A 26,653-nucleotide genomic window follows, 5' to 3' on the forward strand; every position below is an offset into this window, starting at 1 on the left:
TGCTAGCCTACGGCCCCTTCCATCTGGAGTTCGATCAGGCGGTTCAGTTCGAGCGCGTACTCCATGGGGAGTTCACGGGCGATCGGCTCGATGAAGCCGCGGACGATCATCGCCATCGCCTCATCTTCGGGCATCCCGCGGGACATCAGGTAGAACAGCTGCTCCTCGCTGACGCGCGAAACCGTGGCCTCGTGGCCCATCGTGACGTCGTCCTCGCGGATGTCGACGTACGGGTAGGTGTCGGAACGCGAGATGGTGTCGACAAGGAGCGCGTCGCAGCGCACTGTGTTCGCCGAATGCTTCGCCCCTTCGCGCACCTGGACCAGGCCGCGGTAGGCGGCACGTCCGCCGCCGCGCGCCACCGACTTCGAGATGATCGACGACTTCGTGTTCGGCGCGATGTGAACCATCTTGGAGCCGGTGTCCTGGTGCTGGCCCTCGCCGGCGAACGCGATCGACAAGGTCTCGCCCTTGGCGTGCTCGCCGACCAGGTAGACGGCCGGGTACTTCATGGTGACCTTCGAGCCGATGTTGCCGTCGATCCACTCCATGGTGGCGCCTTCGTGGGCGACCGCACGCTTCGTCACCAGGTTGTAGACGTTGTTCGACCAGTTCTGGATCGTCGTGTAACGGACGCGGGCGTTCTTCTTGACCACGATCTCGACGACAGCCGAGTGCAGCGAGTCGGAGGTGTAGATCGGGGCGGTGCAGCCTTCGATGTAGTGGACGTAGGAGCCCTCGTCAGCAATGATCAGCGTGCGCTCGAACTGGCCCATGTTCTCGGTGTTGATCCGGAAGTACGCCTGCAGGGGGATTTCGACGTGGACGCCCTTGGGGACGTAAACGAAGGAGCCGCCCGACCAGACGGCCGTGTTCAGCGAGGCGAACTTGTTGTCGCCGACCGGGATGATCGTGCCGAAGTACTCCTTGAAGATCTCGGGGTGCTCGCGCAGCGCGGTATCCGTGTCGAGGAAGATCACGCCCTGGCGCTCGAGGTCTTCGCGGAGCTGGTGGTACACGACCTCGGACTCGTACTGGGCGGCGACGCCGGAGACCAGGCGTGCGCGCTCGGCCTCGGGGATGCCCAGCTTCTCGTAGGTGTTCCGGATGTCCTCCGGAAGGTCCTCCCAGGTGTTCGCCTGCTTCTCGGTGGAGCGGACGAAGTACTTGATGTTGTCGAAATCGATGCCGGACAGGTCGGCGCCCCAGGCGGGCATCGGCTTCCGGTCGAAGTACTTGAGGCCCTTCAGGCGGAGGTCGAGCATCCACTCGGGCTCGTTCTTCTTCGCGGAGATGTCCCTGACGACTTCCTCGCTGAGGCCGCGGCGCGCATTGGCGCTCGCGTCGTTCTTGTCGGACCACCCGTACTGGTAGGTGCCGATGCCCTCGAGCTCGGGGTTCTTTTCCAGGATGTCGCTGATAACCGACTCCGGAACGGCTGTCGGGGTCAGTGGCTTCTGGTCTACTTGATCCGTCATCACGGCCTTCCTTGCTGATGGATTGACGTTGAGTGGCTTGTTGAGGAATTGGGAAGCGGCTCGGGCTGCCGCTGCGCGGCGCCCTGCGCGGGCCGGCCGACCGGAATGTGGGTCGTGCACACATGCCCGCCGCGTGCGAGCGTTGAAAGCCTTCGGACGTCGACGTCGAGCAGCCGGGAGAAGACCGCTGTCTCCTGGTCGCAGAAGGCGGGGAATTCGGCGGCCAGCTGCTGCACCGGGCAGTGCCCCTGGCACAGCTGGACGCTGAGCATGGCAGTGCGCGGTGACGCACCGCCGACAACCTTCGTCGATCCGACGAAACCGTCGGAGCTCAGTGCGGCGGCGAGGGCGCGGGCCCGGTCCTCAACGTCCGGTCCTGCCGCTTCGACGAGCGGGCGGTACCGCTCCTCCATGTCGGCGAAGCGCTTCCGGGCGAACTCCTCAACGGCCCCGGGGCCGGCGACCGCGGCAAGCTGGGCCAGTGCCGCCTTCGCGATGTCGAAGTAGTCGTTGCCGAGCCTCGTCTGGCCGCGCTGGCTGAGCACGTACCGGCGGGCCGGACGGCCGGCGCCGGTGGCAGTGCTCCCGCCGCGCTTGACCTCGATGAGCCCGTCGCGGAAGAGTGCGTCAAGGTGCCTGCGGACGGCGGCGGGCGTCAGCCCCAGGCGCGCCCCAAGTTCCGCTGCGCTGATCGGCCCGCGCTCGAGGACCGCCGATGCGACGCGGTCACGCGTCCGCTCGTCGGTGTCCGATCCGGGCCGGGCGGGGATCTCGGCTCCGCCGCTTCGTCCGGCGGCATGCTCTGCCACTGTCATGACGTCATCCCTCCCGGCCGAATTAAAAAATACACAACACAATCATGACGTAATGTCAGCCGGCGATCCAGTAAGGTGAGGCTTTCCACTGGGTGCCGTCCATTACTACGTGCCGTAGAATAGCCGGGTGCCAGATTCCCCCGCCGCCCTGCGCATCGACGGCCTCGTTAAGGACTTCGGGCCGGTTCCGTCCCTCGAGGGAAGGATGGTGCGCGTGCTCGACGGCGTCAGCCTCGAGGCATCAACGGGCAGCGTCACCGCGATCCTCGGTGCGAACGGCGCAGGCAAGACAACAACCCTTGAGTGCGCGCAGGGCCTGACCCGGCCCAACGCCGGAACCGTCCGGCTGCTCGGCGAAAACCCGTACCGCGCCAGCCCGCACCTGCGCTCCCGTGTGGGCGTCATGCTCCAGGACGGCGGGCTGCCCCCCTCGGTCAAACCCATGGCCCTGCTGCGGCACGTCGCCTCGATGTACGCCCGCCCGCGGCCGGTCGCCGAACTCGCCGAGCGCCTCGGCATCGACGAGTTCGATGCCTCGACCATCCGGCGGCTTTCCGGGGGCCAGAAGCAGCGCCTCGCCCTCGCCTGCGCGCTCGTGGGGCGGCCCGAGGTCCTGTTCCTCGATGAGCCGAGCGCCGGGCTCGATCCGCAGTCAAGGGTCATCGTCTTCGAGCTGATCCAGGAACTGCGCGCCGCGGGACTGGCCATCATCCTCACCACGCACCTTCTCGACGACGCCCAGAAGCTTGCCGACTATGTGTACATCATGGAGGCCGGACGCACCGTCGCCGAAGGCACCGTCGCCGAACTGACCGCAGCGGACCCGCAGGGCAGCGTCCGTGAGCTGCGCTTCGAAACCGTTCCCGGACTCCAGCTTCCGCCGGATCTCCTCCCCCACCTCAACGCCTACGAGCCGGCACCCGGCCAGTACGTGCTCAGCGGCTCGCTCACCGCGGCCGACATCGCCGCCGTCGCCGGCTGGTGGGCCGCCTCCGGCGTGATGCCCACAGCGATCAGCATGGCCCCGCGTTCCCTCGAGGATGTTTTCTTCGACATCTCCGGAAGGAGCATCCGGTGACCAACGCCACTCCCCTGACCGGCAGGGTCCTGCGCCACGGCCGGTATGAGGCCGCGGCGATGCTGCGCAACGGCGAACAGCTGGTTCTCGCCATCGCCCTTCCCCTGCTCGCCCTCACCGCCCTTGCCTTCACCCCGGTCCTCGACGGCTATCCGGGGGCACGGATCGACGTCGCGACTCCGGGCGTGCTCGCACTGTGCATCATGTCGACCGCCTTCACCGGGCAGGGCATCGCGACCGGCTTCGACCGCAGGTACGGTGTGCTGCGGTTCCTCTCGACAACGCCGCTGGGCAAGTCCGGGCTGATCTTCGGCAAGGCAGTTGCGGTGGCCGTGGTGCTCGCGGTGCAGCTGGTCGTCATCGGCGGGACCGCCCTCCTCATGGGATGGCGTCCGGAGCTTGGCGGGCTGCCCGCCGCCTTCCTGCTGCTTGTCCTTGGCGCAGCCGCCTTCACCGCGCTGGGACTGCTCGTCGCAGGGACCCTGCGGCCCGAGGCAACCCTGGCGGTCACCAACCTGCTCTGGATCCTCCTCGCGGCCGGCGGAGGAACCATACTTCCCGCAGCGCAGCTCCCGGCTTCCATCCAGCCCGTGGTCACCCTCCTTCCCTCGGCGGCCCTCGGTGACGGGCTGCGCAGCGCGCTTGCCGGGGGCGCCTTCGATCCCTTCGCCTGCCTGATCCTGGTGATCTGGGCCGTCCTGGCCAGCACGGCCGCCCTCCGCTGGTTCAAATGGAGTTAGCACAATGATCCGACCCGCTGCCTCCCGCCTCGCGGCAAGGCTTCCCGCCTCCGAAACCCGCCTGGTGCGGCGCCTCGCCGTCGCGTCGCTGGTTTCCCAGATCCTCATTGTTGTGACCGGGGGCGCCGTCCGGCTGACCGCCTCGGGCCTGGGCTGCCCGGAATGGCCGCGCTGCACACCCGAATCGATCGTGAGCACCCCGGAGCTCGGCCTTCACGGTGTCATCGAGTTCGGCAACCGGCTGCTGACGTTCGTCCTCGTGGCGGTGGCCGTGGCAATGCTGGTCTCGCTGATCAACCTGCGCAGGGACCGCAAGGACCTGTTCCGCCTTGCCCTGGCACTGCTCGCCGGCATTCCCGCCCAGGCGGTCATCGGCGGCGTCGCCGTGTGGACGGACCTCAACCCCTGGGTGGTGGGCTGGCACTTCCTCGTCTCGATGGCGCTTATCGCGGTGGCGACGGTGCTGGTCAACCGCTCGCGCCTCAACTCCGCACAGAGCCGGGCCTCCTTCCCGCAGGCGGCCCCGGCGGTGCTGCGCCAGGTGCTCATCGCGGTCGCCGTGCTCACGGCGGTCACCGTGGTCCTGGGCGTCGTGCTGACCGGGTCCGGGCCCCACGCCGGCGACCACGGCGCGGCACGGAACAACCTCAACCCCGAACTGATGACGCGCGTCCACACCGCGCCGGTCTACCTCCTGGTGATGTCCGTCGGCCTCGCCGTCGTGCTTGCCTTCCGCTTCGGCGTCTCACCGCGCCTGCGGCGGGCCCTTGTGCTCCTTGCCGTCATCGTTCTGGCGCAGGGCGCCGTCGGGTATGTCCAGCACTTCCTTCACCTTCCGGCGGCACTGGTGGCCCTGCACATGCTCGGCGCGTCCCTGCTGACGGCGGCCACAGTCAATGCGGTGTACTGCGCCTTCACGCGCCAGCCGGCCGACGCCTTCGACGCGGTACGGGCCGCCGCGGCCGCGCCGGCCCGGCAGGTCGACGCCTAGGGGGCGACGGCGGACGGTTTTCCGCGGCACGGCTCAGGCGGCGAGCGACGCCTCGGCGACATCGAGCAGGCGGGCGAGTTCGCGCTGTTCGCTCCCGGGCGCCGGAAGCAGCGGCGCCCTCGGTTCGCCGGCGTCGATGCCGCACACCTTCGCAAGCAGGTGCAGGCCGCTGATCCGGCGGAGGTTGATCACGTGCTGCACCAGGGGTGTGAGCGCCTTCCTGCACTCCTGAACAACGGCCTGGTCTCCTGCGGTGATGGCATTGCGCAGGCGGGAATAGTAGGCGGGCAGCAGCGCGCCCGGACCCGTGTGCCAGGCGTCCGCCTCGACGTCCCCGCTGAGCATCAGGAGGTCGCCGCTCACCCCGTGGCTGAAGCCCTTGGGCGCCAGCCCGCGCAGTGTGCCGTACCGGGCGCGGAACGACGCCGCGTCGGGTGCGGTGTCCTTGAAGGCGACGACGTTCGGCAGTGCGAGCAGCTCCGCGACCAGCTCAAGGGCGTAATGGAACTGGGTGGTGCCGGGATTGTTGTAGAGGCAGATCGGCAGGTCGGTCGACTCGCACACGGTGCGCACCTGAGCGAGCACCTCCTCCTCGCTCAGCGGCACGTAGGAGACGGGAGAAAGGACCAGCCCGGAGGCCCCCGCCTTTTCCGCGTCACGGGCCGCGCTGAGCACCTCCCGGGTGCCGACCGAACTGATGCCCACGTGCACGGGGACGGCGCCGCCGGCTGCCTCGACCGCGGTGCGCGCCACGTGCCCGCGCTCCTCAGGGCTGAGGTAGGCGAAGCTTCCGGAGGAGCCGAGGACGGCGATCGAATCGACGTCCGACTGTGCCAGTGAAGCAACGAGTGAGGCGAGCTCGGGGGTGTTGACTTCCCCTGCGGCGGTGAAAGGCGTAATGGGGTAGGCGACGAGCCCGGTGAAGGTCATTGCCCCACTCTAGGAGATCGGCCTAGAAAACGGGCGGTCCGACGAAGGGGTCGATCGCAAGGGCGATGAACAGGACGGTCAGGTAGCTGATCGAGCCGTGGAAGACCTTCATCGCCGCCCTGGTGCTGAGGTCGCCGCGCCGCGCCTGCGAGTAGAGGCGGTGCGCCTCGCGGATGAACCAGGCGCCGCTGGCGGCCGCGGCCACCGTGTACACCCAGCCCGCCCCTGCCGGGACAAGGAGCAGCGAGCAGGCAACGGTGGCCCAGGTGTAGAGGACGACCTGCACCGACACGGCGCGGGCACCGGCGATTGCCCCGAGCATCGGAACGTTGGCGGCGGTGTAGTCGTCGCTGTACTTCATGGAGAGCGGCCAGTAGTGAGGCGGCGTCCACAGGAAGATGATCAGGAACAGGACAACGGCCGGCCACTCCACGGTATTGGTCACTGCGGCCCAGGCGATCAGCACCGGCATGCACCCGGCGGCACCGCCCCACACGATGTTCTGCGAGGTGCGCCGCTTCAGGACGAGGGTGTAAACGACGACGTAGAGGAAAATCGCCGCGACGCCAAGCCAGGCGGCGAGCGGGTTGGCGCCGATCCACAGGATGGCGATCGCCGCGGCGCCGAGTGCCCAGGCGAAGACGAGCGCCTCGCGGGGGGAGACTTCCCCGGTGACAAGGGGCCGGTTTTCCGTGCGGTGCATCACCTTGTCGATGTCACGGTCGAAATAGCAGTTGAACGCTCCTGCGCTGCCCGCCGCGAACGCTCCGCCGACCATTGTCGCAACCATCAGCCAGAAGGGGGGAAACCCGCCCTGGGCGAAGATCATTGTGGGAAGCGTGGTCACCAGCAGGAGTTCGATAACGCGCGGTTTGGTGAGGGCGATATACGCCCTCACTTTGCGCCCAGCGCCCAATCGGGCCCGTGACGGGCTTGCCGGAGCAGGAAGCTGCTGGGTCTTCACAAGGCAACACTTTCGTTTCTTCCGGGGCACAAGACCTCTCCATCATACCCTTTTACGTCCTGTAGAAATCGGAGATGAAATTGGTGGGCACCATCGGGAATGCCCGGGCGCGCCGGTGACTTGTTAGGTAGTGAACTTCCATTGATCGATGGAAGGGATATGGTTGGTTTCAAAGCCGGCGCGGCCTTTTTTCGTTGTGTCGGCGTGCATTTGGACTAACCGGTGAAAGTCGGTATACGCAGTATTCAACGGTGAACGGCCAGCTGGTCGACGGTGCATCTACGCACGCCGGCCCCCAGCTCCACTCGGCGCCGCGGCGCTGGCCGCTCTGTACAGAGAAGGAGCCCGGTAGACGTGGCACAAACGCAAGAGCAGGATCTGAACTGGACTGAACTGGACGACCGGGCGGTGGACACGGTCCGCGTGCTCGCCGCGGACGCCGTTGAGAAGGTGGGCAACGGGCATCCTGGGACGGCAATGAGCCTCGCTCCGGCCGCGTACCTGCTCTTCCAGAAAATGATGCGCCACGATCCGACCGATCCGGAATGGACCGGACGCGATCGGTTCGTCCTCTCCCCCGGCCACACATCGCTGACCCTCTACATCCAGCTGTACCTGGCCGGGTACGGCCTCGAGCTCGATGACCTCAAGGCGCTGCGGACCTGGGGCTCGCAGACTCCGGGACACCCCGAGTACCGCCACACCAAGGGCGTGGAAATCACCACCGGCCCCCTCGGCCAAGGCCTCGCCACCGCCGTCGGGTTCGCGTACGGACAGCGCCGCCAGCGCGGCATGTTCGACCCGGAGGCCCCGCAGGGGCAGAGCCCGTTCGACCACACCATCTGGGTGATCGCCTCCGACGGCGACCTCCAGGAAGGCGTCACCTCCGAAGCCTCATCCCTGGCCGGACACCAGGAGCTCGGCAACCTCGTGGTGCTCTACGACGAGAACCACATCTCCATCGAAGACGACACCGACGTCGCCTTCACCGAGGATGTCCTCAAGCGCTACGAGGCGTACGGATGGCACGTCCAGCGCGTTGACTGGACCAAGACCGGCGAGTACGTCGAAGACGTGGCCGAACTCCACCGCGCGCTGCTCGCCGCGAAGAACGAGACGTCGAAGCCGTCGATCGTCTCGCTGCGCACAATCATCGGATTCCCGGCCCCCACCAAGCAGAACACGGGAAAGATCCACGGTTCAGCCCTGGGCAAGGATGAGGTCGCCGCACTGAAGCAGACCCTCGGCTTCGACCCCGAGCAGCACTTCGAGGTCGCCCCCGAGGTGCTCGAGCACACCCGCGGCGTCATCGAGCGCGGCTCGAAGGCCCGCGAAGCCTGGGAGACAACCTTCGACGCCTGGCGCAGCGCCAACCCGGACAATGCCAAACTGCTTGAGCGCATCGCCTCGCGCACCCTCCCCGAGGGCTGGGAGGAAGCGCTCCCCGAGTTCCCGGCGGGCAAGGACATGTCCACCCGCGCGGCCTCGGGCAAGGTCCTGACCGCGATCGGTCCCGTGCTTCCGGAGCTGTGGGGCGGTTCAGCCGACCTCGCCGAGTCGAACAACACGACGATCGAAGGCTCGCCGTCGTTCATCCCCTCAAGCCGGCAGACCGCGCACTGGTCGGGCAACCCCTACGGCAGGGTGCTCCACTTCGGCATCCGCGAGCACGCCGCAGCGGCCATCGTCAACGGCATCGTGATGCACAGCAGCACCCGCGCCTTCTCGGGAACCTTCCTGATCTTCAGCGACTACCAGCGCCCCGCAGTGCGCCTCGGGGCACTGATGGGCGTCCCCGCGATCTACGTGTGGACGCACGACTCCATCGGCCTCGGCGAGGATGGACCGACCCACCAGCCCGTTGAGCAGCTGTCATCGCTCCGCGCCATCCCCGGACTCGACGTTGTCCGGCCGGGCGACGCGAACGAGGTTGCCGTTGCATGGCGGACCATCCTCGAGAACACCAACAACCCCGCCGGCATTGTCCTGACCCGCCAGAACATCCCCACCTACGCCCGCGGCGCCGGTGCGGCGGAGGGAGACACCTTCGCCTCCGCCGAGGGTGTTGCCAAGGGCGCCTACGTGCTCGCCGAGGCGCGCAACGGCAAGCCGGAGGTCATCCTGATGGCGACCGGCTCCGAGGTGCAGCTCGCCGTGCAGGCACGGGAAACGCTCGAAGCCGAGGGAATCGCTACCCGCGTGGTCTCCGTTCCGTCGCTCGAGTGGTTCAACGCCCAGGACGAGGCGTACCGCGAGTCCGTCCTCCCGCGCAGCATCCGCGCCCGGGTCTCGGTCGAAGCAGGGGTCGCGCAGAGCTGGCAGGGCCTCCTCGGCGACGCCGGCCGCGCCGTCTCGCTCGAGCACTTCGGTGCCTCGGCCGACTACAAGACCCTCTACCGCGAATTCGGCATCACCGCCGAAGCCGTGGCTGCCGCCGCGAAGGATTCGATCGACGCCGCATCGCAGGCTCCGCTGGCTCCCAACGGAACCGCGGCAATGCCCTCCGGCCACCGCGCCACCGAAACCGGCGACCACCAGTAACCCACCACCTCGCATCCGCTGCTGCGGATCCTAAGGAGAACACAATGACTTCAACACCCACCGCCGACCTCTCGAACGCCGGCGTCTCAATCTGGCTCGATGACCTTTCCCGCGAGCGGATCAACTCCGGCGCATTCAAGCGCCTCATCGAGGACCTCAACGTCGTCGGCGTGACGACGAACCCGAGCATCTTCGCCGCCGCACTGAAGCAGGGCGAGTCGTACGCCTCGCAGGTCGGCGCACTGGCCCAGGCCGGTGCCTCGGTCGACCAGGCGGTCTTCGACATCACCACCCACGACGTCGCCCAGGCCTGCGACATCTTCGCTGAAGCGGCGAAGCGCACCGGCGGTTTCGACGGCCGCGTCTCGATCGAGGTCGACCCCCGTCTTGCCCGGGACACCCAGGGCACCATTGAGGAGGCCAAGCGCCTCCACGCCAAGGTCCAGCGCACCAACGTCCTGATCAAGATCCCGGCCACAGTGGAAGGCCTTGAGGCGATTTCGGAGACCATCGGTGCGGGGATCAGTGTCAATGTCACCCTGATCTTCTCGCTGGAGCGCTACCGCGAGGTCATCAATGCCTACCTGGTCGGCCTTGAGAAGGCGAAGGAGAACGGCCACGACCTGAGCAAGATCCACTCGGTGGCCTCCTTCTTCGTCTCCCGCGTCGACGCCGAGATCGATGGCCGCCTCGACGCCCTGGGCACCCCCGAGGCGAAGGCGCTCAAGGGCAAGGCCGGGCTCGCCAACGCCCGCCTCGCCTACCAGGTGTACGAAGAGCAGTTCGCAACCGAGCGCTGGCAGGTCCTTGCCGGTGCCGGCGCGAACCCGCAGCGTCCGCTGTGGGCCTCGACCGGGGTCAAGGACCCGTCGCTGCCCGACACCCTGTACGTGACCGGCCTTGTCGCTCAGGGCGTCGTCAACACGATGCCGGAGAAGACGCTCGAAGCGACGGCCGACCACGGCGTCATCGAGGGCGACACGGTCACCGGAACGTACGAGGAGTCGAACGCGGTCCTCAACGACCTCGACGCGCTGGGCATCTCCTACAAGGAGGTCGTCGAGCAGCTTGAGACCGAAGGCCTCGACAAGTTCGTGACCAGCTGGTCCGAGCTCCTCGAGACCGTGCAGACCGCCCTGAGCACCGAAGGGCAGACCGCCCTCAACACCGAAGGACGCTGATCGATATGGGATCTTTCGAACTCGTCGCCTCAGGGGCGGCCGCCGCGGCAATCGATGCAGCGGTGCCTGCCCTCGTCGAGGACAAGGTGGCCTCCCGCATCATGGCCAAGGACGCCACGCTGTGGGGCCCCGACGCAGAACCGGAAGCCTCGATCCGCCTCGGCTGGGTGGACCTGTTCGAGGAATCCCGCCGGCTCATCCCCCAGATCGACCAGCTCCGCCAGGACTTCGCGGCCGAGGGGGTGACCCGGTTCGTGCTCTGCGGCATGGGCGGATCCTCCCTCGCCCCGGAGGTCATCACCCGCTCCGCCGGAGTCGACCTCGTGGTGCTCGATTCGACGGACCCGGACCAGGTCAGTGCCGCATTGGCGGAGCGCCTGCAGGAGACGGCCATCGTCGTCTCCTCGAAATCCGGGTCGACGGTTGAAACCGATTCGCAGCGGCGCGCCTTCGAGAAGGCCTTTACCGACGCGGGAATCGACGCCGAGTCGCGGATCGTCATTGTGACTGATCCCGGTTCGCCGCTTGACGGCTCTGCCCGCGAGGCCGGCTACCGCCAGGTCTTCAACGCCAATCCCCAGGTCGGCGGGCGCTACTCGGCGCTCACCGCCTTCGGGCTGGTGCCCTCGGGCCTTGCCGGGGCGGACATCGCCACCCTTGTCGCCGACGCGGAGGAGATCTCCGAGTTCCTCGCCGAGGACGGACCGGACAACGTCGGGCTGCGCCTCGGCGCCGTGCTGGGCGGAACAAAGCCGCTGCGCGACAAGATCGTCTTCGCGGAGAACGGCTCGGGACTTCCAGGGTTTGCCGACTGGGCGGAACAGCTCATCGCCGAATCGACAGGCAAGCTCCAGACGGGCCTGCTGCCCGTCGTGGCCTCCGTTGACGCGCCCGAACTTGCCCGGGTGCCCGACGACGTCGTCCCCGTTCTTCTCTCCGGCAGCGACTCCACTGCGCCAGGGGATGAGGAGACCCGTGCGGTCGTCAGTGGCTCCCTCGGCAGCCAGATGCTGGTGTGGGAGTTCGCCACGGCGGTTGCGGGACGGCTGCTTGGCATCAACCCCTTCGACCAGCCCGATGTCGAGGCGGCGAAAAAGGCGGCACGCGGACTGCTCGATGAGCAGCCCGAACCGGCGCCGGCGAACTTCGTTGATGGTGCCATCGAGGTGCGGGCCGACGCGGGTCTGCTCGGCAATGCGGCAACGGTCGGCGACGCGGTGCAGGCACTCCTCGGCACCCTTGAACCGACCGGGTACCTCTCGGTCCAGGCCTACCTGAACCGGCATGAACAGACATCCCTTGAGGACCTGCGCGGCACCCTTGCGGCGCAGACGGGCAGGCCGGTCACCTTCGGCTGGGGCCCGCGGTTCCTCCACTCGACCGGCCAGTTCCACAAGGGCGGACCGGCCACCGGAGTGTTCCTCCAGATCACCGGGACACCAGGGACCGATCTCGAGATTCCGGGGCTGCCGTTCACCTTCGGCGAGCTGATTTCCGCGCAGGCGGCAGGCGACGCGCAGGTGCTCGCGGCCCACGGCCGGCCGGTGCTCCGGCTCCATCTCACCAACCGCGCGGCCGGGATGGAACAACTTTCCCGGGTCATCGGGTTCCTCACCGAAGCCGGCAAATAATTCAGAAGAACGGGTAACAATGCAGGACATCCTTACGTCGAAACCGGTCAATCCCCTACGGGACCCCCGGGACCGGCGCCTCAACCGAATTGCGGGTCCATCCTCGCTCGTCCTCTTCGGAGTCACAGGTGATCTTGCCCGCAAGAAACTGATGCCGGCGATCTACGACCTCGCCAACCGCGGCCTGCTTCCGCCGAGCTTCGCGCTCGTCGGGTTCGGGCGTCGGGAGTGGTCCGACACGGAGTTCGCCCAGGAGGTGAGGAATTCGGTCACCCAGTATGCGCGCACGCCGTTCAATGAGACGGTGTGGGAGCAGCTTGAGGCCGGAATCCGCTTCGTCCAGGGCAACTTCGACGACGACGACGCCTACCGGAAGCTCGGTGAGTCCCTCGCCGAGCTCGACTCCACCCGCGGGACGAGGGGCAACCATGCCTTCTACCTGTCGATTCCGCCGAAGGCGTTCGAGGTGGTCTGCCAAAAGCTGTACGAGCACGGGCTCGCGGAGCCGCGCGAGGACCAGTGGCGCCGGGTGGTCATCGAGAAGCCGTTCGGGCACGACCTCGAGTCGGCCCGCGAACTGAACAGCATCGTGGAGCAGGTGTTCCCGCCTGACTCCGTGTTCCGGATCGACCACTACCTGGGCAAGGAGACGGTCCAGAACATCCTGGCCCTGCGCTTCGCCAACCAGCTGTTCGAGCCGCTGTGGAACGCCAAGTACGTCGACCACGTCCAGATCACCATGGCCGAGGACATTGGGATCGGCGGGCGGGCCGGGTACTACGACGGCGTCGGAGCGGCACGCGACGTCATCCAGAACCACCTGCTGCAGCTGCTTGCCCTCACCGCCATGGAGGAGCCGATCTCCTTCGACGCCGATCACCTGCGGGCGGAAAAGGAAAAGGTCCTGGCCGCCGTCCGGCTGCCCGATGACCTGACCTGCTATTCGGCGCGCGGGCAGTACGACGGCGGCTGGCAGGGCGGTGAGCAGGTGAAGGGCTTCCTCGAGGAGGACGGCATTCCAGCGGACTCCGCGACCGAGAGCTTCGCCGCCATCCGGCTCGATATCAACACCCGAAGGTGGAGCGGTGTGCCGTTCTACCTCCGCGCGGGCAAGCGCCTCGGGCGCCGCGTCACCGAGATCGCCGTCGTGTTCAAGCGGGCGCCGAACCTCCTGTTCCTTGACCACAACGAAGACGACTTCGGCCAGAACGCCGTGGTGATCCGGGTGCAGCCCGACGAGGGTGCAACCATCCGATTCGGATCGAAGGTCCCCGGCACGCAGATGGAAGTCCGCGACGTCACGATGGACTTCGGGTACGGCCACTCCTTTACGGAGTCGAGCCCCGAAGCCTACGAGCGCCTGATCCTCGACGTGCTCCTCGGAGAGCCGCCGCTGTTCCCGCGCCAGCAGGAGGTGGAACTGTCGTGGCAGATCCTCGACCCCTTCGAGAAATACTGGGCGTCCCTGAACCAGCAACCCGACAAATACCAGCCCGGAAGCTGGGGGCCTGCATCGGCCGATGAACTACTGGCCGTCGACGGCAGAACCTGGAGAAGGCCATGATTGTTGACCTACCGAACACCACGACCTCGAAGGTCTCCAAGGAGATCATGAGCCTCAGGGACCGCGGCGGGGTCGTCGCACTCGGACGGGTGCTCACCCTGGTGGTGATCACCCGGTCCGGTTACGAGGAGGAGGCCATTGCGGCGGCGAATGAGGCGAGCCGGGAGCACCCGTGCCGCATCATCGTCCTCGCCGAGGGCTCGCCCGAGGAGACGACCCGCCTCGACGGCCAGATCCGCGTCGGCGGGGACGCCGGCGCATCCGAAGTGATCGTCCTGAAGGGGTACGGCGACCTTGCCGGCGAGAACGAGTCCCTCGTCTCGGCCCTGCTGCTCCCCGACGCACCGATCGTTGCGTGGTGGCCCCAGGGTGCTCCCGCCTCGGCGGCTGAAACCTCGATCGGCGCGATCGCCCACCGGCGGATCACTGACACCTCGACCGAGTCCGATCCGATCGGGGCGTTGTTCAACCTCCAGAAGACCTATGTTGCGGGCGACACGGACCTTGCCTGGACCCGGCTGACCAACTGGCGGATCCAGCTCGCCGCGGTGCTCGACCAGGTGGATCCGGCCCCGGTGACCGCGGTGACAGTCGAGGGGGCAGAGGGCTCCCCCAGCACCGTGCTGCTCGCCGCGTGGCTTGCCCTCGCGCTCGACGCTCCGGTCACCATCACCGAGGGCACCGCCGGAACCGGGCTGCGCCGGGTGCGGCTGTCCCGGGCCAATGGCGAGGTCGAACTCAGCCGGCCCGACGGCGAGGTCGCCGAGCTCTTCCAGCCGGGCCAGCCCGTCCAGAAGATTTCGCTGCCGCGCCGGAGTTTGCAAGACTGTCTTGCGGAGGAGCTTCGCCGGCTTGACCCGGATGAGGTGTTTGGAGAAGTCATTACAGAGGGTCTCGCAAGGACGAATCTAAGGAGTGTACGCGCCAGTGAACGCTGAGCCGAAGGTAAGCATCCACCCAAGTGCGTCCCTGCTCGCCGCCGCTGTGGCCGCGCGCCTGATCACCAGGCTGGTCGACGTGCAGAATGAGCGGGGAACGGCGACGGTGGTACTCACCGGCGGGTCGATCGGCACGGCCGCGCTCCGCGCTGTCGCCCAGTCCCCCGCCTGCCCGGCTGTCGACTGGCACAACGTCCACTTCTGGTGGGGGGACGAACGTTTCCTCAGCGCCGACGAGGGCGAGCGGAACGCCGTGCAGGCGTGGGATGCGCTGCTCGCGCAGCTCGACGTCGATCCGGAGAAGGTCCACGAGTTCGGATCGAGCGACGAGTTCGAGAATGAGGACGCCGCCGCAGCCGACTACGCGCACCGCCTCCAGAAGGCGGCGACGGCGGAACAGGACTCGGCCTTCCCCGGCCCGGACCCGCGCCTCCCCCGCTTCGATGTCCTCCTGTTGGGTGTCGGGCCGGACGCGCACGTGGCCTCCCTCTTCCCCGAACTTTCGGGCATCCGCACCAAGGGTCAGACGGTCGTGGGCGTGCCGGACGCCCCGAAACCTCCGCCGCAGCGGATCTCGCTGACCCTCGAGGCGATCACCTCGGCCGAAGAAGTGTGGCTGTCGGTGAGCGGCGTTGACAAGGCCGGTGCCGTCGGGCTCGCCCTCGCAGGAGCCGGCGCAGTCCAGGTGCCGGCGGCAGGGGCGCGCGGACACCGGAAGACCCTGTGGCTGGTTGACCAGGACGCAGCGGAGCAGCTTCCCGGACGGCTGATCGAACGCGAGGACGCCGAGCTCTAGGGACGGACAGCACGAAAAAGCCCCGCCGCACCGGTTTCGGTGCGGCGGGGCTTTTTTGGCCGTCGATGGCTTGAGGTCCGGCAGGGCTGGAAAGTCCTAGGAGTCGGCGAAGCGCTGGATCAGCCCGAGCGCAACGATCACCACGCCCCAGGCGAGGCCCAGCGCAACGGTGAACCGGTTGAGGTTCCGCTCAGCGACGCCGGAGGAGCCCATGCTCGAGGTCATTCCTCCGCCGAACATGTCGGACATACCGCCGCCGCGGCCCTTGTGGAGCAGGATCAGCAGGGTCAAAAGCAGGCTGGTGATCCCCAGCAGTACGAGCAGGATGATTCGAAGAATTTCCACTGTGCCCTTTCAAGGCTGATGACCCGCGCGGGCGCGGGCGTCCGCGAGTAACTAGCCTGTCACCAGGTGCTGTTCGAACCTGACAATACTAGCAAACTCCGAGACGTCGAGGCTCGCGCCGCCGACAAGCACGCCGTCGACGTCGCGCTCCTTGAGAATTGTCCCGGCGTTGGCCGCCTTGACCGATCCGCCGTACAGCAGCCGGATCTTGTCGGCCGTCGCTGTTTCGAACAGGGTTGCCAGCTCGGCGCGGAGGGCCGCGCACATCTCCTGGGCGTCGCCGGGGCCCGCGACCTCACCAGTTCCGATGGCCCAGACCGGCTCGTAGGCGACAACGAGGCTGGCGGCCTGCTCCGGGCTGAGGCCCGCTACGCCCTTGCGCAGTTGCTCAAGCGTGTGTTCGACGTGGATGCCTGCCTTCCGGACCTCGAGCCCCTCGCCCACGCAGAGCACCGGGACGAGGTTGTGCCGGTAGGCGGCGTGCACCTTCGAATTGATCAGCTCGTCGGGCTCGGCATGGATGGTGCGGCGTTCGGAGTGGCCCACCAGCGCGTACGTGCAGGCCAGGCGGCTGAGGAACTGGCCCGAGATGTCGCCCGTGTAGGCGCCGGAGTCGTGCGGCGAAAGGTCCTGGGCGCCGTAGACCACGGCCAGGTCGTCGCCCTTGACCAGGGTCTGTACCCCGCGCAGGTCGGTGAAGGGCGGGAAGACCGAAACCTCCACCCGGGCGTAGTCGTGGTTCGCGTCATCGAGGGTCCAGGCGAGCTTCTGCAGGAAGGTGATGCCCTGAACATGGTCCAGGTTCATTTTCCAGTTCCCTGCGATCAGCGGGCGCCGGTCGAACACGCCGTTCGTCGAGGTTGTCATGTCGATCTCCGTTTTCGTTCGTTGTTCTGCCTGATTCTGCCCGCGGGACGCTGGATGGCGTCCCGCGGGCAGGGGCAGGCCGGGCTAGGAGCGCTCGAGGGCGGTCAGTCCCGGAAGTTCCTTGCCTTCAAGGTACTCCAGGCTGGCTCCGCCGCCGGTCGAAATGTGCCCGAACTGCGAGTCGTCGAAACCGAGGCCCCGGACGGCCGCCGCCGAGTCGCCGCCGCCGACCACCGTGAGCGCGCCTGCCTGCTGCGCGTCGACCAGGGCCTGTGCAACGGCCCTGGTGCCGCCGGCGAATACAGGGAACTCGAACACGCCCATGGGGCCGTTCCAGAACACGGTCTTGGCCGCGGCGATGTGGGCGGCGAAGTCGGTTCCGGAGACCGGCCCGATGTCGAGCCCGAGGCCGCCGGCGCCGTAGGGGCCGGATTCGATGGCGTCGGCCGCCACCACCCCGTGCCCGGCGTCGGCAGCGAACTTCTCGGCCACCACGATGTCGGTGGGCAGGACGAACTCGCTTCCCGCTTCGGAGGCGCGCGCCAGGTAGCCGCGCACCGTGTCGAGCTGATCCTCTTCGAGGAGGCTCGCGCCGACCTTGTGGCCCTGGGCGGCGAGGAAGGTGAAGACCATTCCGCCGCCGATCAGCAGCCGGTCCGCCTTGCCCAGCAGGTTCTCGATCACCGCGAGCTTGTCGGAGACCTTGGACCCGCCCAGCACGACGACGAAGGGCCGCTCGGGGGCCGTGGTGAGCCGCTGCAGCACTTCGACCTCCGCCCGGACCAGGTCCCCCTGGTAGGCGGGCAGCAGCGAAGCGATGTCGTAGACGCTCGCATGCTTGCGGTGGACGGCACCGAACGCGTCGTTCACGTAGGCGCCGGTGTCCCCGGTGAGCTGCACGAACTCCGCGGCAAGGGCGCGGCGTTCGGCCTCGTCCTTGCTTGTCTCCCGGGGGTCGAAGCGGACGTTCTCCAGCACGAGCACCTGACCGTCCTGCAGCGCCTCCGCCGCAGCCTGCGCCGCGGGTCCGGTCGTGTCACCGGCCAGGCTCACCGGAAAATCGGCGAGCTCGGCCAGCCGGTCCACGGCGGGCCGCAGCGAGTACTTTTCCTCGGGAGCGCCTTTCGGCCTGCCCAGGTGGGCGGTGACGATGACCGCGGCCCCCGCCTGGCTGAGCTTGCGCAGCACGGGCAGGGACGCGCGGAGGCGCCCGTCGTCGGTCACGCGGCGTGCCGCGTCCGGGCCGTCGAGCGGGACGTTGAGGTCGGAGCGCACGAGGACGCGCCGGCCCCTGACGCCTTCCGCCAGCAGGTCGTCAATCGATGCGTAGCTCACGGCGCGGCCGTCAGGAGAGCTTCGAGGCGACGATTTCGGTGAGGTCGACCAGGCGGTTGGAGTAGCCCCACTCGTTGTCGTACCAGGAGACAACCTTGACCTGGTTGCCGATGACCTTGGTCAGCCCGGAGTCGAAGATCGACGAGGCCGGGTCGCCGACGATGTCCGAGGAGACGATGGGGTCTTCGGTGTAGGTGAGGTAGCCCTTCAGGGGGCCTTCCGCGGCGGCCTTGTAGGCTGCGTTGACCTCTTCGACGGTGACCTCGCGGCCGAGGGTGACGGTGAGGTCGGTTGCCGAGCCGGTGGGGACCGGGACGCGGATCGCGTAGCCGTCGAGCTTGCCCTTGAGCTCGGGCAGGACCAGGCCGATGGCCTTGGCGGCACCGGTGGAGGTGGGGACCATGTTGATTCCGGCGGCGCGGGCGCGGCGGAGGTCCTTGTGCGGGCCGTCCTGCAGGTTCTGGTCGGCCGTGTAGGCGTGGACCGTGGTCATGAGTCCGCGCTCGATGCCGAAGGAGTCCTGGAGGACCTTGGCCAGCGGGCCGAGGCAGTTGGTGGTGCAGGAGGCGTTCGAGATGATGTTGTGGTTCGCCGGATCGTAGTCGCCGTCGTTGACGCCGAGGACAACGGTGAAGTCCTCGTCGGAGGCGGGAGCCGAGATCAGGACCTTCTTTGCGCCGGCGTCGATGTGCTTCTGCGCATCGGCGGCCTTGGTGAAGAAGCCCGTGGATTCGATGACGATGTCGACATTCAAATCGGCCCAGGGCAGGTTCGCGGGGTCGCGCTCGGCAAGGACCTTGATGCGCTTGCCGTCCACGACGAGGTCGCCGCCGTCGGCTTCGACGCTGACTCCCAGGCGCCCGGCCACGGAGTCGTATTTCAGCAGGTGGGCGAGGGCCTCGGGGCTGGTGAGGTCGTTGACCGCCACGATCTCCAGGTCGGCGCCCTGTGCGAGCACGGCCCGGAAGTAGTTGCGGCCAATCCGGCCAAAACCGTTGATTCCAATACGAGTAGTCACTGGTTTCCATCTCCTTGTTAGGTGGTCTTGCCGGTCCCCGGACGCATATGGCTGGGCCGGCGTGGTAACACGCCCGCACGCCCATGTGCGGAAAATCTGAATCGACCTGCCGGAATCGCAGGTCGAGGTTCTTGCTTCGGTTCGCGCCGGGCGGACGCCATCGCCCCCGCCCGGCTCAACTCTACCTACAGCGCAGCCGCGGGTCTCGCGGACCTGCGCCTTGCCTGCGGTTCCCCGGAAGTGCTAGGAACCGGGGACGACGAGGCTCGAGGCCCCGGACCGGGCGCGCTCGAAGCGGGCCTGGACGTCCTCCCAGTTCACGATGTTCCAGAACGCCTTGACGTAGTCGGCTTTCACGTTGACATAGTCGAGGTAGAAGGCGTGCTCCCACATGTCGAGCATGAGCAGCGGGATGGTTCCCACGGGGATGTTTCCCTGCTGGTCGTAGAGCTGCTCGATGACGATGTTGCCGCCGAGGGGCTCGTAGGCGAGCACCGCCCAGCCGGAGCCTTGGAGGCTGATCGCCGCGGCGCTGAAGTGCCCGCGGAACGCCTCGAAGGAGCCAAAGGAGTCATCGAGTGCCGCGGCAAGCTCACCGGTGGGAAGGTCGCCTCCGTCCGGGGAGAGGTTCTTCCAGAAGATTGAGTGGTTCGTGTGGCCGCCGAGGTGGAAGGCGAGGTCCTTCGAAAGCTTCGGGATGTTCCCGAACTCGCCCTTCTCGCGCGCTTCTGCGAGCTGTGCGAGGGCGTCGTTGGCGCCCTTGACGTAGGTGGCGTGGTGCTTGCTGTGGTGCAGCTCCATGATGCGTGCTGAGATGTGCGGCTCAAGGGCAGCGTAGTCGTAATCTAGGTCGGGCAGTACGTACTGGCTCACGAAATCCTCCATCTAATGATTTACCGTGCCGCCGGCGCTTTCCGGCCCCAGGGTGTCGGGGGGAACCGCCGGTGTCCCGCAGCAGAACAGCGGGCTTGCTGTTCCATCCTATGCAACTATTCACTCCTCCAGCATGTCGGCAGTGACATTGGCGTCGGTGGCGGGGATGCCGATCTCCACAGCGCGCTTGTCGGCCATGGCCAGCAGCCTGCGGATCCGGCCGGCGATGGCGTCCTTCGTCATGGGCGGGTCGGCCAGCCGTCCGAGCTCGTCGAGGCTCGCCTGCTTGTGGCCCACCCGCAGTTCTCCGGCGTACCGCAGGTGCTCCGGAACCGATTCGCCGAGGATCTCGAGGGCCCGCTCCACCCTGGCGCCGGCCGCCACTGCGGCCTGCGCCGACCGGCGCAGGTTGGCGTCATCGAAGTTCGCCAGCCGGTTAGCCGTCGCACGCACTTCCTTGCGCATCCGCCGCTCCTCCCAGACCATGAGCGCGTCGTGGGCGCCCATCCGGGTGAGCAGGGCGGCGATCGTGTCGCCGTCGCGGATGACGACGCGGTCGACCCCGCGCACTTCGCGCGCCTTCGCCGCAATGCCGAGCCGCCGTGCGGCACCGACCAGCGCGAGCGCCGACTCGGGACCGGGGCACGTCACTTCGAGTGAGGACGAGCGTCCCGGTTCGGTGAGCGAACCGTGCGCGAGGAACGCCCCGCGCCAGACCGCTTCAGCGTCCGCCGCCGAACCGTTCACCACGGCCGAGGGCAGGCCGCGCACCGGGCGCCCGCGGGTGTCGAGCAGGCCGGTCTGGCGGGCGAGGGACTCGCCGTCGCGCACCACGCGCACCACGTACCGGTTGCCGCGGCGCAGGCCGCCGCCGGAGACAACAATGATTTCGCTGTTGTGCCCGTACACCTCCGCGATCGCGGCGCGGATTCTGCGCGCCGTTGAGGCGAGGTCCACCTCGGCCTCGATGACGATCCGTCCGGAGATGATGTGCAGCCCGCCGGCGAACCGGAGCAACGCAGAAACCTCGGCTTTCCGGACCGAGGACTTCTTCACTTCGAGGTGCGAGAGCTCCTCTTTGACGTCCGCAGTCAGCGCCACAAGTACACTCCTAGTTCTCCCCAAAAATATCGTGATAAGCCGTGGCGAGCCGCAGCGGGTCGTGCACGGGCTTACCCGATGACGATCCCACTTTACCCAGAACGGCGCGGCCCCCCATCTCCGCGACCGCTGCCTCGAACTGGCCGCGGTCCCCCACGACCGCCGGATCGGCCAGTACGACGTCCACGGTGAAGTCCGGCGCATACCGCCTGATGACCGCGAGATGGTCCGCCGCCGTCATGCCCTGGGTTTCCTTTGTTTCGTTGCTCATGTTCATGGTGAGGCACCGTTTGGCGGAGGTCCGGCACAGGGCGTCGCGGAGCTCCGGGAGCAGCAGGTGGGGCAGCACCGAGGTGTACCAGGATCCGGGGCCGAGGATCACCCAGTCGGCCAGTTCGATGGCCTCCAGGGCGTCCTTGCAGGCCGGGGCCGATTCCGGGCGCAGCCGCACGCCGCTGACGTTTCCCTGCTCGGCGGCCACGGCCAGCTGCGCCTGCCCGACGATCGTCTTCAGGCGCAGCTGGCCGTCCGTCTCCGTCAGGATGTCGCCCTCGATGGTGAGGGGAACGCTCGCCATGGGGAGCACCTTGCCGCGGGCCCCGAGGAGGGCACCGGCCCACTGGAGCCCGGCGACGGGGTCGCCCAGGAGCTCCCACAGCGTGACGATCAGCAGGTTGCCGAGCGCGTGGTTGTCGAGCGAGCCCTCGACGCCCTCGGTTGAGGTGAAGCGGTGCTGCATCACATCGCGCCAGGTGCGGCCCCAGTCGGTGTCGTCGCACAGCGCGGCAAGGGCCATGCGCAGGTCCCCGGGCGGAAGGACGCCCAGTTCGCGGCGCAGCCTGCCCGAGGATCCGCCGTCGTCGGCAACGGTGACGACGGCGGTGAGGTCCCGGGTGAGAAGGCGGAGGGCGGAAAGCGATGCGGAGAGCCCGTGCCCTCCCCCGAGGGCGACAACCGAGGGCGCGTTCTCGTGGCTTTGGGCGCCCGACCGGTTGGCGTTGGGCACGGGAACCAGCGGCAGCGGCCCGGAGAAAAGAGCCATTATTCGCGCCCCAGGTCGCGGTGGTGGGCGGCCACCTGGACGCCGGGAAGCTGGGCCAGCCGCTGGGCGATCTCCTCGGTGACGGCAACCGAACGGTGCTTGCCCCCGGTGCAGCCCACGGCGATCGTCGCGTAGTGCTTGTTTTCGCGCCGGTAGCCGTCGAGCACCGGCACCAGGGCCTGGACGTAGCGGCCGATGAAGTCGCCGGCACCGGCCGCGGCGAGCACGTAGTCGCGCACCGGTTCGTCGAGGCCGGTCTGCGGGCGCAGCTGGGGCACCCAGTGCGGGTTGGGAATGAACCGCACGTCGGCAACGAAGTTCGCGTCGACAGGCAGCCCGTATTTGAAGCCGAAGCTCATGACGTTGAGCCGGAGCACGATGGGGCCGGACTCGGAAAACAGTTCGGTGACGGCCGTTGCCAGCGCGTGGACGTTGAGGTCCGTCGTGTCGACGACGACGTCGGAGGCGTGCTTCATCTCCTTGAGCACTTCCCGCTCCGTGGCGATGCCGTCGAGAATCCGCCCGTCGCCCTGGAGCGGATGCGGGCGGCGCCCCTGCTCGAACCTGCGAACGAGGACCGAATCGTCGGCGTCGAGGAAGAGGACGCGGTAGTTCACTCCTGCCGCGCGCAGCCCGGCGAGGGCCGCCTTGATGTCGGTGAACAGTTCCTTGCTGCGCACGTCGATGACGACGGCGAGCTTGGGAATGGACTGCGGCATGCGGGCCACCAGCTCGGTGAGGGTTCCAAGCATCTGTGGCGGGAGGTTTTCGACAACGTACCAGCCGTGGTCCTCCAGGGCGTTCGCGGCGGTGCTCCGGCCGGCGCCCGACATACCGGTGACCACCAGCAGCTCGGATTCGGTGGGTTTGACCGGAGTCAGGCTTTCCGCCTCAGTCATGTATGCATCCGTCCCAGCTGTTGTTCGTGCAATTGATCAGTACGCCGCCGACAGCGCGCGCTTCTCCCAGCCTAGCTAAGAATCAAGAATCTCGCCCGTGGCGAGGTTCACAGACGGCACCAGCTCCTCGGCGGGGTCCCCTGCGAGTCCTGAACGGATTGTCTCGGCAAGGGCGGGCCCGATGCCGGGCACCTCCAGCAGTTCGGCGACAGTGGCCGCCTTGAGCTTCTTGACCGACCCGAACTGCTTGATCAGGGCCTTGCGCTTTGCTGGGCCGAGGCCCTGGATGCCGTCAAGGGCCGAGGCGGTCATCGACTTGCCGCGCTTCTGGCGGTGGAAGGTGATCGCGAAACGGTGCGCCTCGTCCCGGATGCGCTGCAGCAGGAACAGGCCCTCGGACGCGCGCGGGAGGATCACCGGGAAGTCGCTGTCCGGAACCCACACCTCCTCCAGCCGTTTGGCGAGCCCGATGACGTGGATGTCGTCGATTCCCAGGTCCTTCAGCGCCCGGGCAGCGGCGGCCACCTGCGGCGGGCCGCCGTCAACGACCACGAGGTTGGGCGGGTAGGCGAACTTGTTCCGCTGGGCCGGGGTGGTGGTGTCTGCAAACGGGGTCCCGGCCGCCGCGTCGTCGGCGGCTCCGGCGTCAAATGCGTGGTCGTCCGCTGGGTCGTCCACTTGACCGTCCGCTTGGTCGTCCGCCGCGCCTGCCGCCGGCGCGCCGGCAAGGTAGTTCCGGAACCGCCGGAAGATGACGTCGTACATGGAGGCTGTGTCGTCGCGGGCGGCGTCACCGGTGATAGCGAAGCGGCGGTAGTCGGACTTGCGGGGCAGGCCGTCCTCGACAACGACCATCGACGCCACGACGTTCGTCCCCGACACGTGGGAGATGTCGAAGCATTCGATGCGCATGAGCGCCTGGGGCAGTTCGAGCGCTTCCTGGAGTTCGCTGAGCGCGGCCGACCTCGTGGTGAGGTCCCCCGCCCGCCGGCTCTTGTGGAGGCGCAGGGCGTCGGCGGCGTTCTGCTGGACGGTCCCCATCAGGGTAGCCTTGTCGCCGCGCATCGGCACCCGGACATCGACGCGTGCCCCGCGCAGGCCCTTGAGCCATTCAAGCATCTGCTCGGCGTTGCTGGGCATCACCGGAACGAGCACTTCGCGGGGAATCCTGTCGGTGCTGGCACTCTCGCCGTACACCTGCTGCAGCAGGTGCTCGACGAGGTCGGGCGTGTCCATGTCTTCGACCTTCTCGACGACCCAGCCGCGCTGACCCCGAATGCGTCCGCCGCGCACATGGAACACCTGGGCGGCGGCCTCAAGCTCGTCCTCGGTGAGGGCGAAGATGTCGGCGTCGGTGTCCTCGCTGAGGACGACCGTGTTGCGCTCGAACACCCGCTTGAGGGCGGCGATGTCGTCGCGGGTGCGGGCGGCAGACTCGTAATCGAGTTCGGCCACCGCTGCTGCCATTTTCTGCTCGAGGCCGGTGATGAAACGCTTCGCCTCACCGGACATGAACGCGACGAACTCCCCTGCGAGGGCCTTGTGGTCCTCGGGGGAAATCCTGCCGACGCAGGGCGCCGAGCACTTGTCGATGTAGCCCATGAGGCAGGGCCGGCCGGAGCGTTCGGCGCGCTTGAAGACCCCGCTGCTGCAGGTGCGCACCGGGAAGACCCGCAGGAGGGTGTCGACTGTCTCGCGGATCGCCTTCGCCGGGTAGAAGGGGCCGAAGTAGCGCGTGTCCTTCTTCTTGTCGCCGCGCATCACCTGGACGCGGGGGAACTTCTCCCCCATCGTCACCGCCAGGTAGGGGTACGACTTGTCATCGCGGAACATGACGTTGAACCGCGGATTGAATTCCTTGATCCAGGTGTATTCGAGCTGGAGGGCCTCGAGCTCGCTTCCGACAACGGTCCACTCGACCCCCGCGGCGGTGTGCACCATGGCGCGGGTGCGCGGCATCAGTCCCTGCGGGTTCGCAAAGTAGGAGTTGAGACGGGAGCGGAGGTTCTTCGCCTTGCCGACGTAGAGAACCCTCCCGTGTTCATCCCGGAACCGGTAGACGCCGGGGTCCTGCGGAATCTCGCCCGTCTTGGGGCGGTAGCTTGCTGGGTTGGCCACGTGTTAATCCTATGGTTGCGACGGCGGCGGACCCGCCGTTTCAGCTCACCGCTGACAATCGGCCCGCCTAGTCGGTGGTCTTGCTCTGGTTGTAGCTGGCCGAACTCTCCTGGCCGGTCAGGGCGGCGATCGAGTCCATGACGGCATCGGTCGCCTTGCGCCGCGCCGGCAGTGAATGGTCCGGCCCGGTCTTCTCGAAGTAGAGGGGCGTGCCGACGCGCATCGTGAAGTGCTGGGGGCTGATCCCCTTCTTGCCCGCGGGCTGGAGCGCATCGGTCCCGATCAGCCCCACGGGCACAACGGGTGCGCCGGTGGTAAGGGCAAGCCATCCCACCCCGGTCCGGCCGCGGTAAAGGCGCCCGTCACGTGAGCGCGTGCCCTCCGGGTAGATCCCGACCCCGTTGCCCGCCTCGAGCAGTTCGAGCAGGGTCTTCAGCGCCTGGACGCTGGCGGCCTGCTGGCCGCGCTCCACCGGGATCGACCCGACACCTTCGAAGAAGGACCGCATGAGCCGTCCCTTCACTCCGGTGCCGGTGAAGTACTCGGCCTTGGCAAAGAAGGCAACCGACCGGGGCATGAGCGCCTGGATGAGGACGCTGTCGAGGAAGGAAAGGTGGTTCGCCGCGACAATGAAGGCGCCGTTTGCCGGAACTTTCTCGAGGCCCTCGACCGTGGGGCGGCACAAGCCTGCGATCAGTCCCCGGGTGGTGCCGCGGGTCAGGTCATATAAGCCCACGGAGCACCTCCAGCAGCTCATCGGCGGTGTCGACAACCTTCGTGGCTCCGGCGTCCTTGAGCTCACCCGGCCCGGCGAACCCCCAGCCGACTCCGATGCAGTCGAGCTTGTTGGCGGTTGCCCCGTGCACGTCGTGCGAGCGGTCGCCCACCATCACCGCGCGGCCGTAGCCTCCGGCGTGCTCGGACAGGGCTGCGGCGATGATCGAGGCCTTACCGTCGAGCCCGGCCGCCGCCCGCTCGTCCCGGGGCGAACCGTGGACGGAGTCGAAAAGGTGCCGCATACCCTGCACCGTGAGCAGCTCCTCGGCGAGCCAGGTCGGTTTTTGCGTGGCTACTGCGACGAGGCACCCGTCGGCCCGCAGCTCCGTAACGCAGTCGACGATTCCCGGGTAGGGCCGGCTCTGGGCCATGCCGGTCGAGCGGTAACCCGCGCGGTAGGTTCCCAGGACGGCGTCGAGCCGGTCCGAGGGTACACCGGCAATCGAACCGAGCGAGGCAACAAGCGCAGGGCCCACCATGCTGTTGAGCAGCTGCGCCGGCGGAACGGCGAGTCCGTGTTCAATCAGGGCGGCGCTGATGCCGCCCGTTATCGCCCCGGCCGGGTCCACAAGCGTTCCGTCAAGGTCGAACAGAACAAGCACACGCGAATTAGTCACCGGCCAAGTTTGCC

Annotated in this window: 24 protein-coding genes; 9 read left to right on the top strand and 15 right to left on the bottom strand. The window is 67.7% G+C overall.

Features of this window, described 5'->3' with window-relative positions; translation table 11 throughout:
- Positions 1–2 precede the first annotated feature (2 nt).
- Both sufB and AC4D2R_RS09225 read right to left on the bottom strand, forming a co-directional pair.
- On the bottom strand, positions 3–1,478 hold the full coding sequence (gene sufB / locus AC4D2R_RS09220) for a Fe-S cluster assembly protein SufB (RefSeq protein WP_490900331.1): 1,476 nt from the start codon (positions 1,476–1,478) through the stop codon (positions 3–5).
- Positions 1,478–2,293 (bottom strand): helix-turn-helix transcriptional regulator, encoded by an 816-nt coding sequence (locus AC4D2R_RS09225; protein WP_490939526.1) that lies wholly within the window; start codon positions 2,291–2,293, stop codon positions 1,478–1,480. The genes sufB and AC4D2R_RS09225 overlap by 1 nt, the downstream gene beginning before the upstream one ends.
- Positions 2,294–2,420: 127 nt before the next feature.
- Between AC4D2R_RS09225 and AC4D2R_RS09230 the strand changes: the two genes are divergently transcribed.
- The 3 genes from AC4D2R_RS09230 to AC4D2R_RS09240 are packed head-to-tail and all read left to right on the top strand — an operon-like array spanning position 2,421 to position 5,102.
- A complete protein-coding gene (locus AC4D2R_RS09230; protein WP_490939528.1) occupies positions 2,421–3,371 on the top strand; it encodes an ABC transporter ATP-binding protein in 951 nt (316 codons plus the stop codon).
- Positions 3,368–4,111 carry an ABC transporter permease gene (locus tag AC4D2R_RS09235; protein ID WP_490939531.1) on the top strand — a complete coding sequence of 248 codons (744 nt, stop codon included), beginning with the start codon at positions 3,368–3,370 and terminating at the stop codon, positions 4,109–4,111. Before AC4D2R_RS09230 ends, AC4D2R_RS09235 begins: the two co-directional genes overlap by 4 nt.
- A 4-nt stretch (positions 4,112–4,115) precedes the next feature.
- Positions 4,116–5,102 carry a COX15/CtaA family protein gene (locus AC4D2R_RS09240; RefSeq protein ID WP_490900335.1) on the top strand — a complete coding sequence of 329 codons (987 nt, stop codon included), beginning with the start codon at positions 4,116–4,118 and terminating at the stop codon, positions 5,100–5,102.
- A 33-nt stretch (positions 5,103–5,135) separates the two neighbouring features.
- On the opposite strand, the gene AC4D2R_RS09245 is transcribed toward AC4D2R_RS09240, so the two are convergent.
- Together AC4D2R_RS09245 and AC4D2R_RS09250 are read right to left on the bottom strand one after the other, a co-directional pair.
- Positions 5,136–6,032, bottom strand: a complete 897-nt coding sequence (locus tag AC4D2R_RS09245; protein WP_490939533.1) for a dihydrodipicolinate synthase family protein — start codon at positions 6,030–6,032, stop codon at positions 5,136–5,138.
- Positions 6,033–6,054: 22 nt separating this feature from the next.
- On the bottom strand, positions 6,055–6,996 hold the full coding sequence (locus tag AC4D2R_RS09250; protein WP_490939535.1) for a heme o synthase: 942 nt from the start codon (positions 6,994–6,996) through the stop codon (positions 6,055–6,057).
- 354 nt (positions 6,997–7,350) lie between these two features.
- Here AC4D2R_RS09250 and tkt point away from each other — a divergent pair, with 354 nt between their 5' ends.
- From tkt to pgl, 6 genes are read left to right on the top strand one after another with little or no spacing between them, the layout of a single operon-like run.
- Positions 7,351–9,537 (top strand): transketolase, encoded by a 2,187-nt coding sequence (gene tkt / locus AC4D2R_RS09255; protein WP_490939537.1) that lies wholly within the window; start codon positions 7,351–7,353, stop codon positions 9,535–9,537.
- Between the two features lie 44 nt (positions 9,538–9,581).
- Positions 9,582–10,718, top strand: a complete 1,137-nt coding sequence (gene tal, locus AC4D2R_RS09260) for a transaldolase (RefSeq protein WP_490900339.1) — start codon at positions 9,582–9,584, stop codon at positions 10,716–10,718.
- A gap of 5 nt (positions 10,719–10,723) precedes the next feature.
- A complete protein-coding gene (locus tag AC4D2R_RS09265) occupies positions 10,724–12,349 on the top strand; it encodes a phosphoglucose isomerase-related protein (RefSeq protein ID WP_490939539.1) in 1,626 nt (541 codons plus the stop codon).
- A 19-nt stretch (positions 12,350–12,368) separates the two neighbouring features.
- Positions 12,369–13,913, top strand: coding sequence for a glucose-6-phosphate dehydrogenase (gene zwf, locus AC4D2R_RS09270; protein ID WP_490939541.1), 1,545 nt, complete (start codon positions 12,369–12,371; stop codon positions 13,911–13,913).
- Positions 13,910–14,851 (top strand): glucose-6-phosphate dehydrogenase assembly protein OpcA, encoded by a 942-nt coding sequence (locus AC4D2R_RS09275; protein WP_490939543.1) that lies wholly within the window; start codon positions 13,910–13,912, stop codon positions 14,849–14,851. The genes zwf and AC4D2R_RS09275 overlap by 4 nt, the downstream gene beginning before the upstream one ends.
- Entirely contained in the window at positions 14,841–15,647 is an 807-nt protein-coding gene (gene pgl, locus AC4D2R_RS09280) for a 6-phosphogluconolactonase (protein ID WP_490939545.1), read from the top strand. Before AC4D2R_RS09275 ends, pgl begins: the two co-directional genes overlap by 11 nt.
- Before the next feature lie 96 nt (positions 15,648–15,743).
- On the opposite strand, the gene secG is transcribed toward pgl, so the two are convergent.
- From secG to AC4D2R_RS09335, 11 genes are all read right to left on the bottom strand, one after another.
- Positions 15,744–15,992 carry a preprotein translocase subunit SecG gene (gene secG / locus AC4D2R_RS09285; protein WP_087027007.1) on the bottom strand — a complete coding sequence of 83 codons (249 nt, stop codon included), beginning with the start codon at positions 15,990–15,992 and terminating at the stop codon, positions 15,744–15,746.
- 51 nt (positions 15,993–16,043) lie between these two features.
- Complete coding sequence (gene tpiA / locus AC4D2R_RS09290) at positions 16,044–16,859, bottom strand: triose-phosphate isomerase (RefSeq protein WP_490939548.1); 816 nt, start codon at positions 16,857–16,859, stop codon at positions 16,044–16,046.
- Between the two features lie 84 nt (positions 16,860–16,943).
- Entirely contained in the window at positions 16,944–18,194 is a 1,251-nt protein-coding gene (locus tag AC4D2R_RS09295; protein ID WP_490939550.1) for a phosphoglycerate kinase, read from the bottom strand.
- A gap of 10 nt (positions 18,195–18,204) precedes the next feature.
- Positions 18,205–19,212 carry a type I glyceraldehyde-3-phosphate dehydrogenase gene (gap, locus tag AC4D2R_RS09300; RefSeq protein WP_490900346.1) on the bottom strand — a complete coding sequence of 336 codons (1,008 nt, stop codon included), beginning with the start codon at positions 19,210–19,212 and terminating at the stop codon, positions 18,205–18,207.
- Between the two features lie 243 nt (positions 19,213–19,455).
- The gene (locus tag AC4D2R_RS09305; RefSeq protein WP_490900347.1) at positions 19,456–20,085 is read right to left on the bottom strand and encodes a superoxide dismutase; all 630 of its coding nucleotides are present in this window, start codon (positions 20,083–20,085) and stop codon (positions 19,456–19,458) included.
- Between the two features lie 120 nt (positions 20,086–20,205).
- Positions 20,206–21,186 carry a DNA-binding protein WhiA gene (gene whiA, locus AC4D2R_RS09310; RefSeq protein WP_490939553.1) on the bottom strand — a complete coding sequence of 327 codons (981 nt, stop codon included), beginning with the start codon at positions 21,184–21,186 and terminating at the stop codon, positions 20,206–20,208.
- Between the two features lie 10 nt (positions 21,187–21,196).
- Positions 21,197–22,228 (bottom strand): gluconeogenesis factor YvcK family protein, encoded by a 1,032-nt coding sequence (locus AC4D2R_RS09315; protein WP_490939556.1) that lies wholly within the window; start codon positions 22,226–22,228, stop codon positions 21,197–21,199.
- Entirely contained in the window at positions 22,228–23,127 is a 900-nt protein-coding gene (gene rapZ, locus AC4D2R_RS09320; RefSeq protein ID WP_490939560.1) for an RNase adapter RapZ, read from the bottom strand. The genes AC4D2R_RS09315 and rapZ overlap by 1 nt, the downstream gene beginning before the upstream one ends.
- A gap of 75 nt (positions 23,128–23,202) precedes the next feature.
- Complete coding sequence (uvrC, locus tag AC4D2R_RS09325) at positions 23,203–25,245, bottom strand: excinuclease ABC subunit UvrC (protein WP_490939562.1); 2,043 nt, start codon at positions 25,243–25,245, stop codon at positions 23,203–23,205.
- Positions 25,246–25,312: 67 nt separating this feature from the next.
- The gene (locus AC4D2R_RS09330) at positions 25,313–25,981 is read right to left on the bottom strand and encodes a lysophospholipid acyltransferase family protein (RefSeq protein WP_490939564.1); all 669 of its coding nucleotides are present in this window, start codon (positions 25,979–25,981) and stop codon (positions 25,313–25,315) included.
- On the bottom strand, positions 25,968–26,639 hold the full coding sequence (locus tag AC4D2R_RS09335; protein ID WP_490939566.1) for an HAD hydrolase-like protein: 672 nt from the start codon (positions 26,637–26,639) through the stop codon (positions 25,968–25,970). Before AC4D2R_RS09335 ends, AC4D2R_RS09330 begins: the two co-directional genes overlap by 14 nt.
- Positions 26,640–26,653 lie beyond the last annotated feature (14 nt).

The sequence above is a fragment of the Arthrobacter sp. TJ-217 genome (assembly GCF_058269255.1).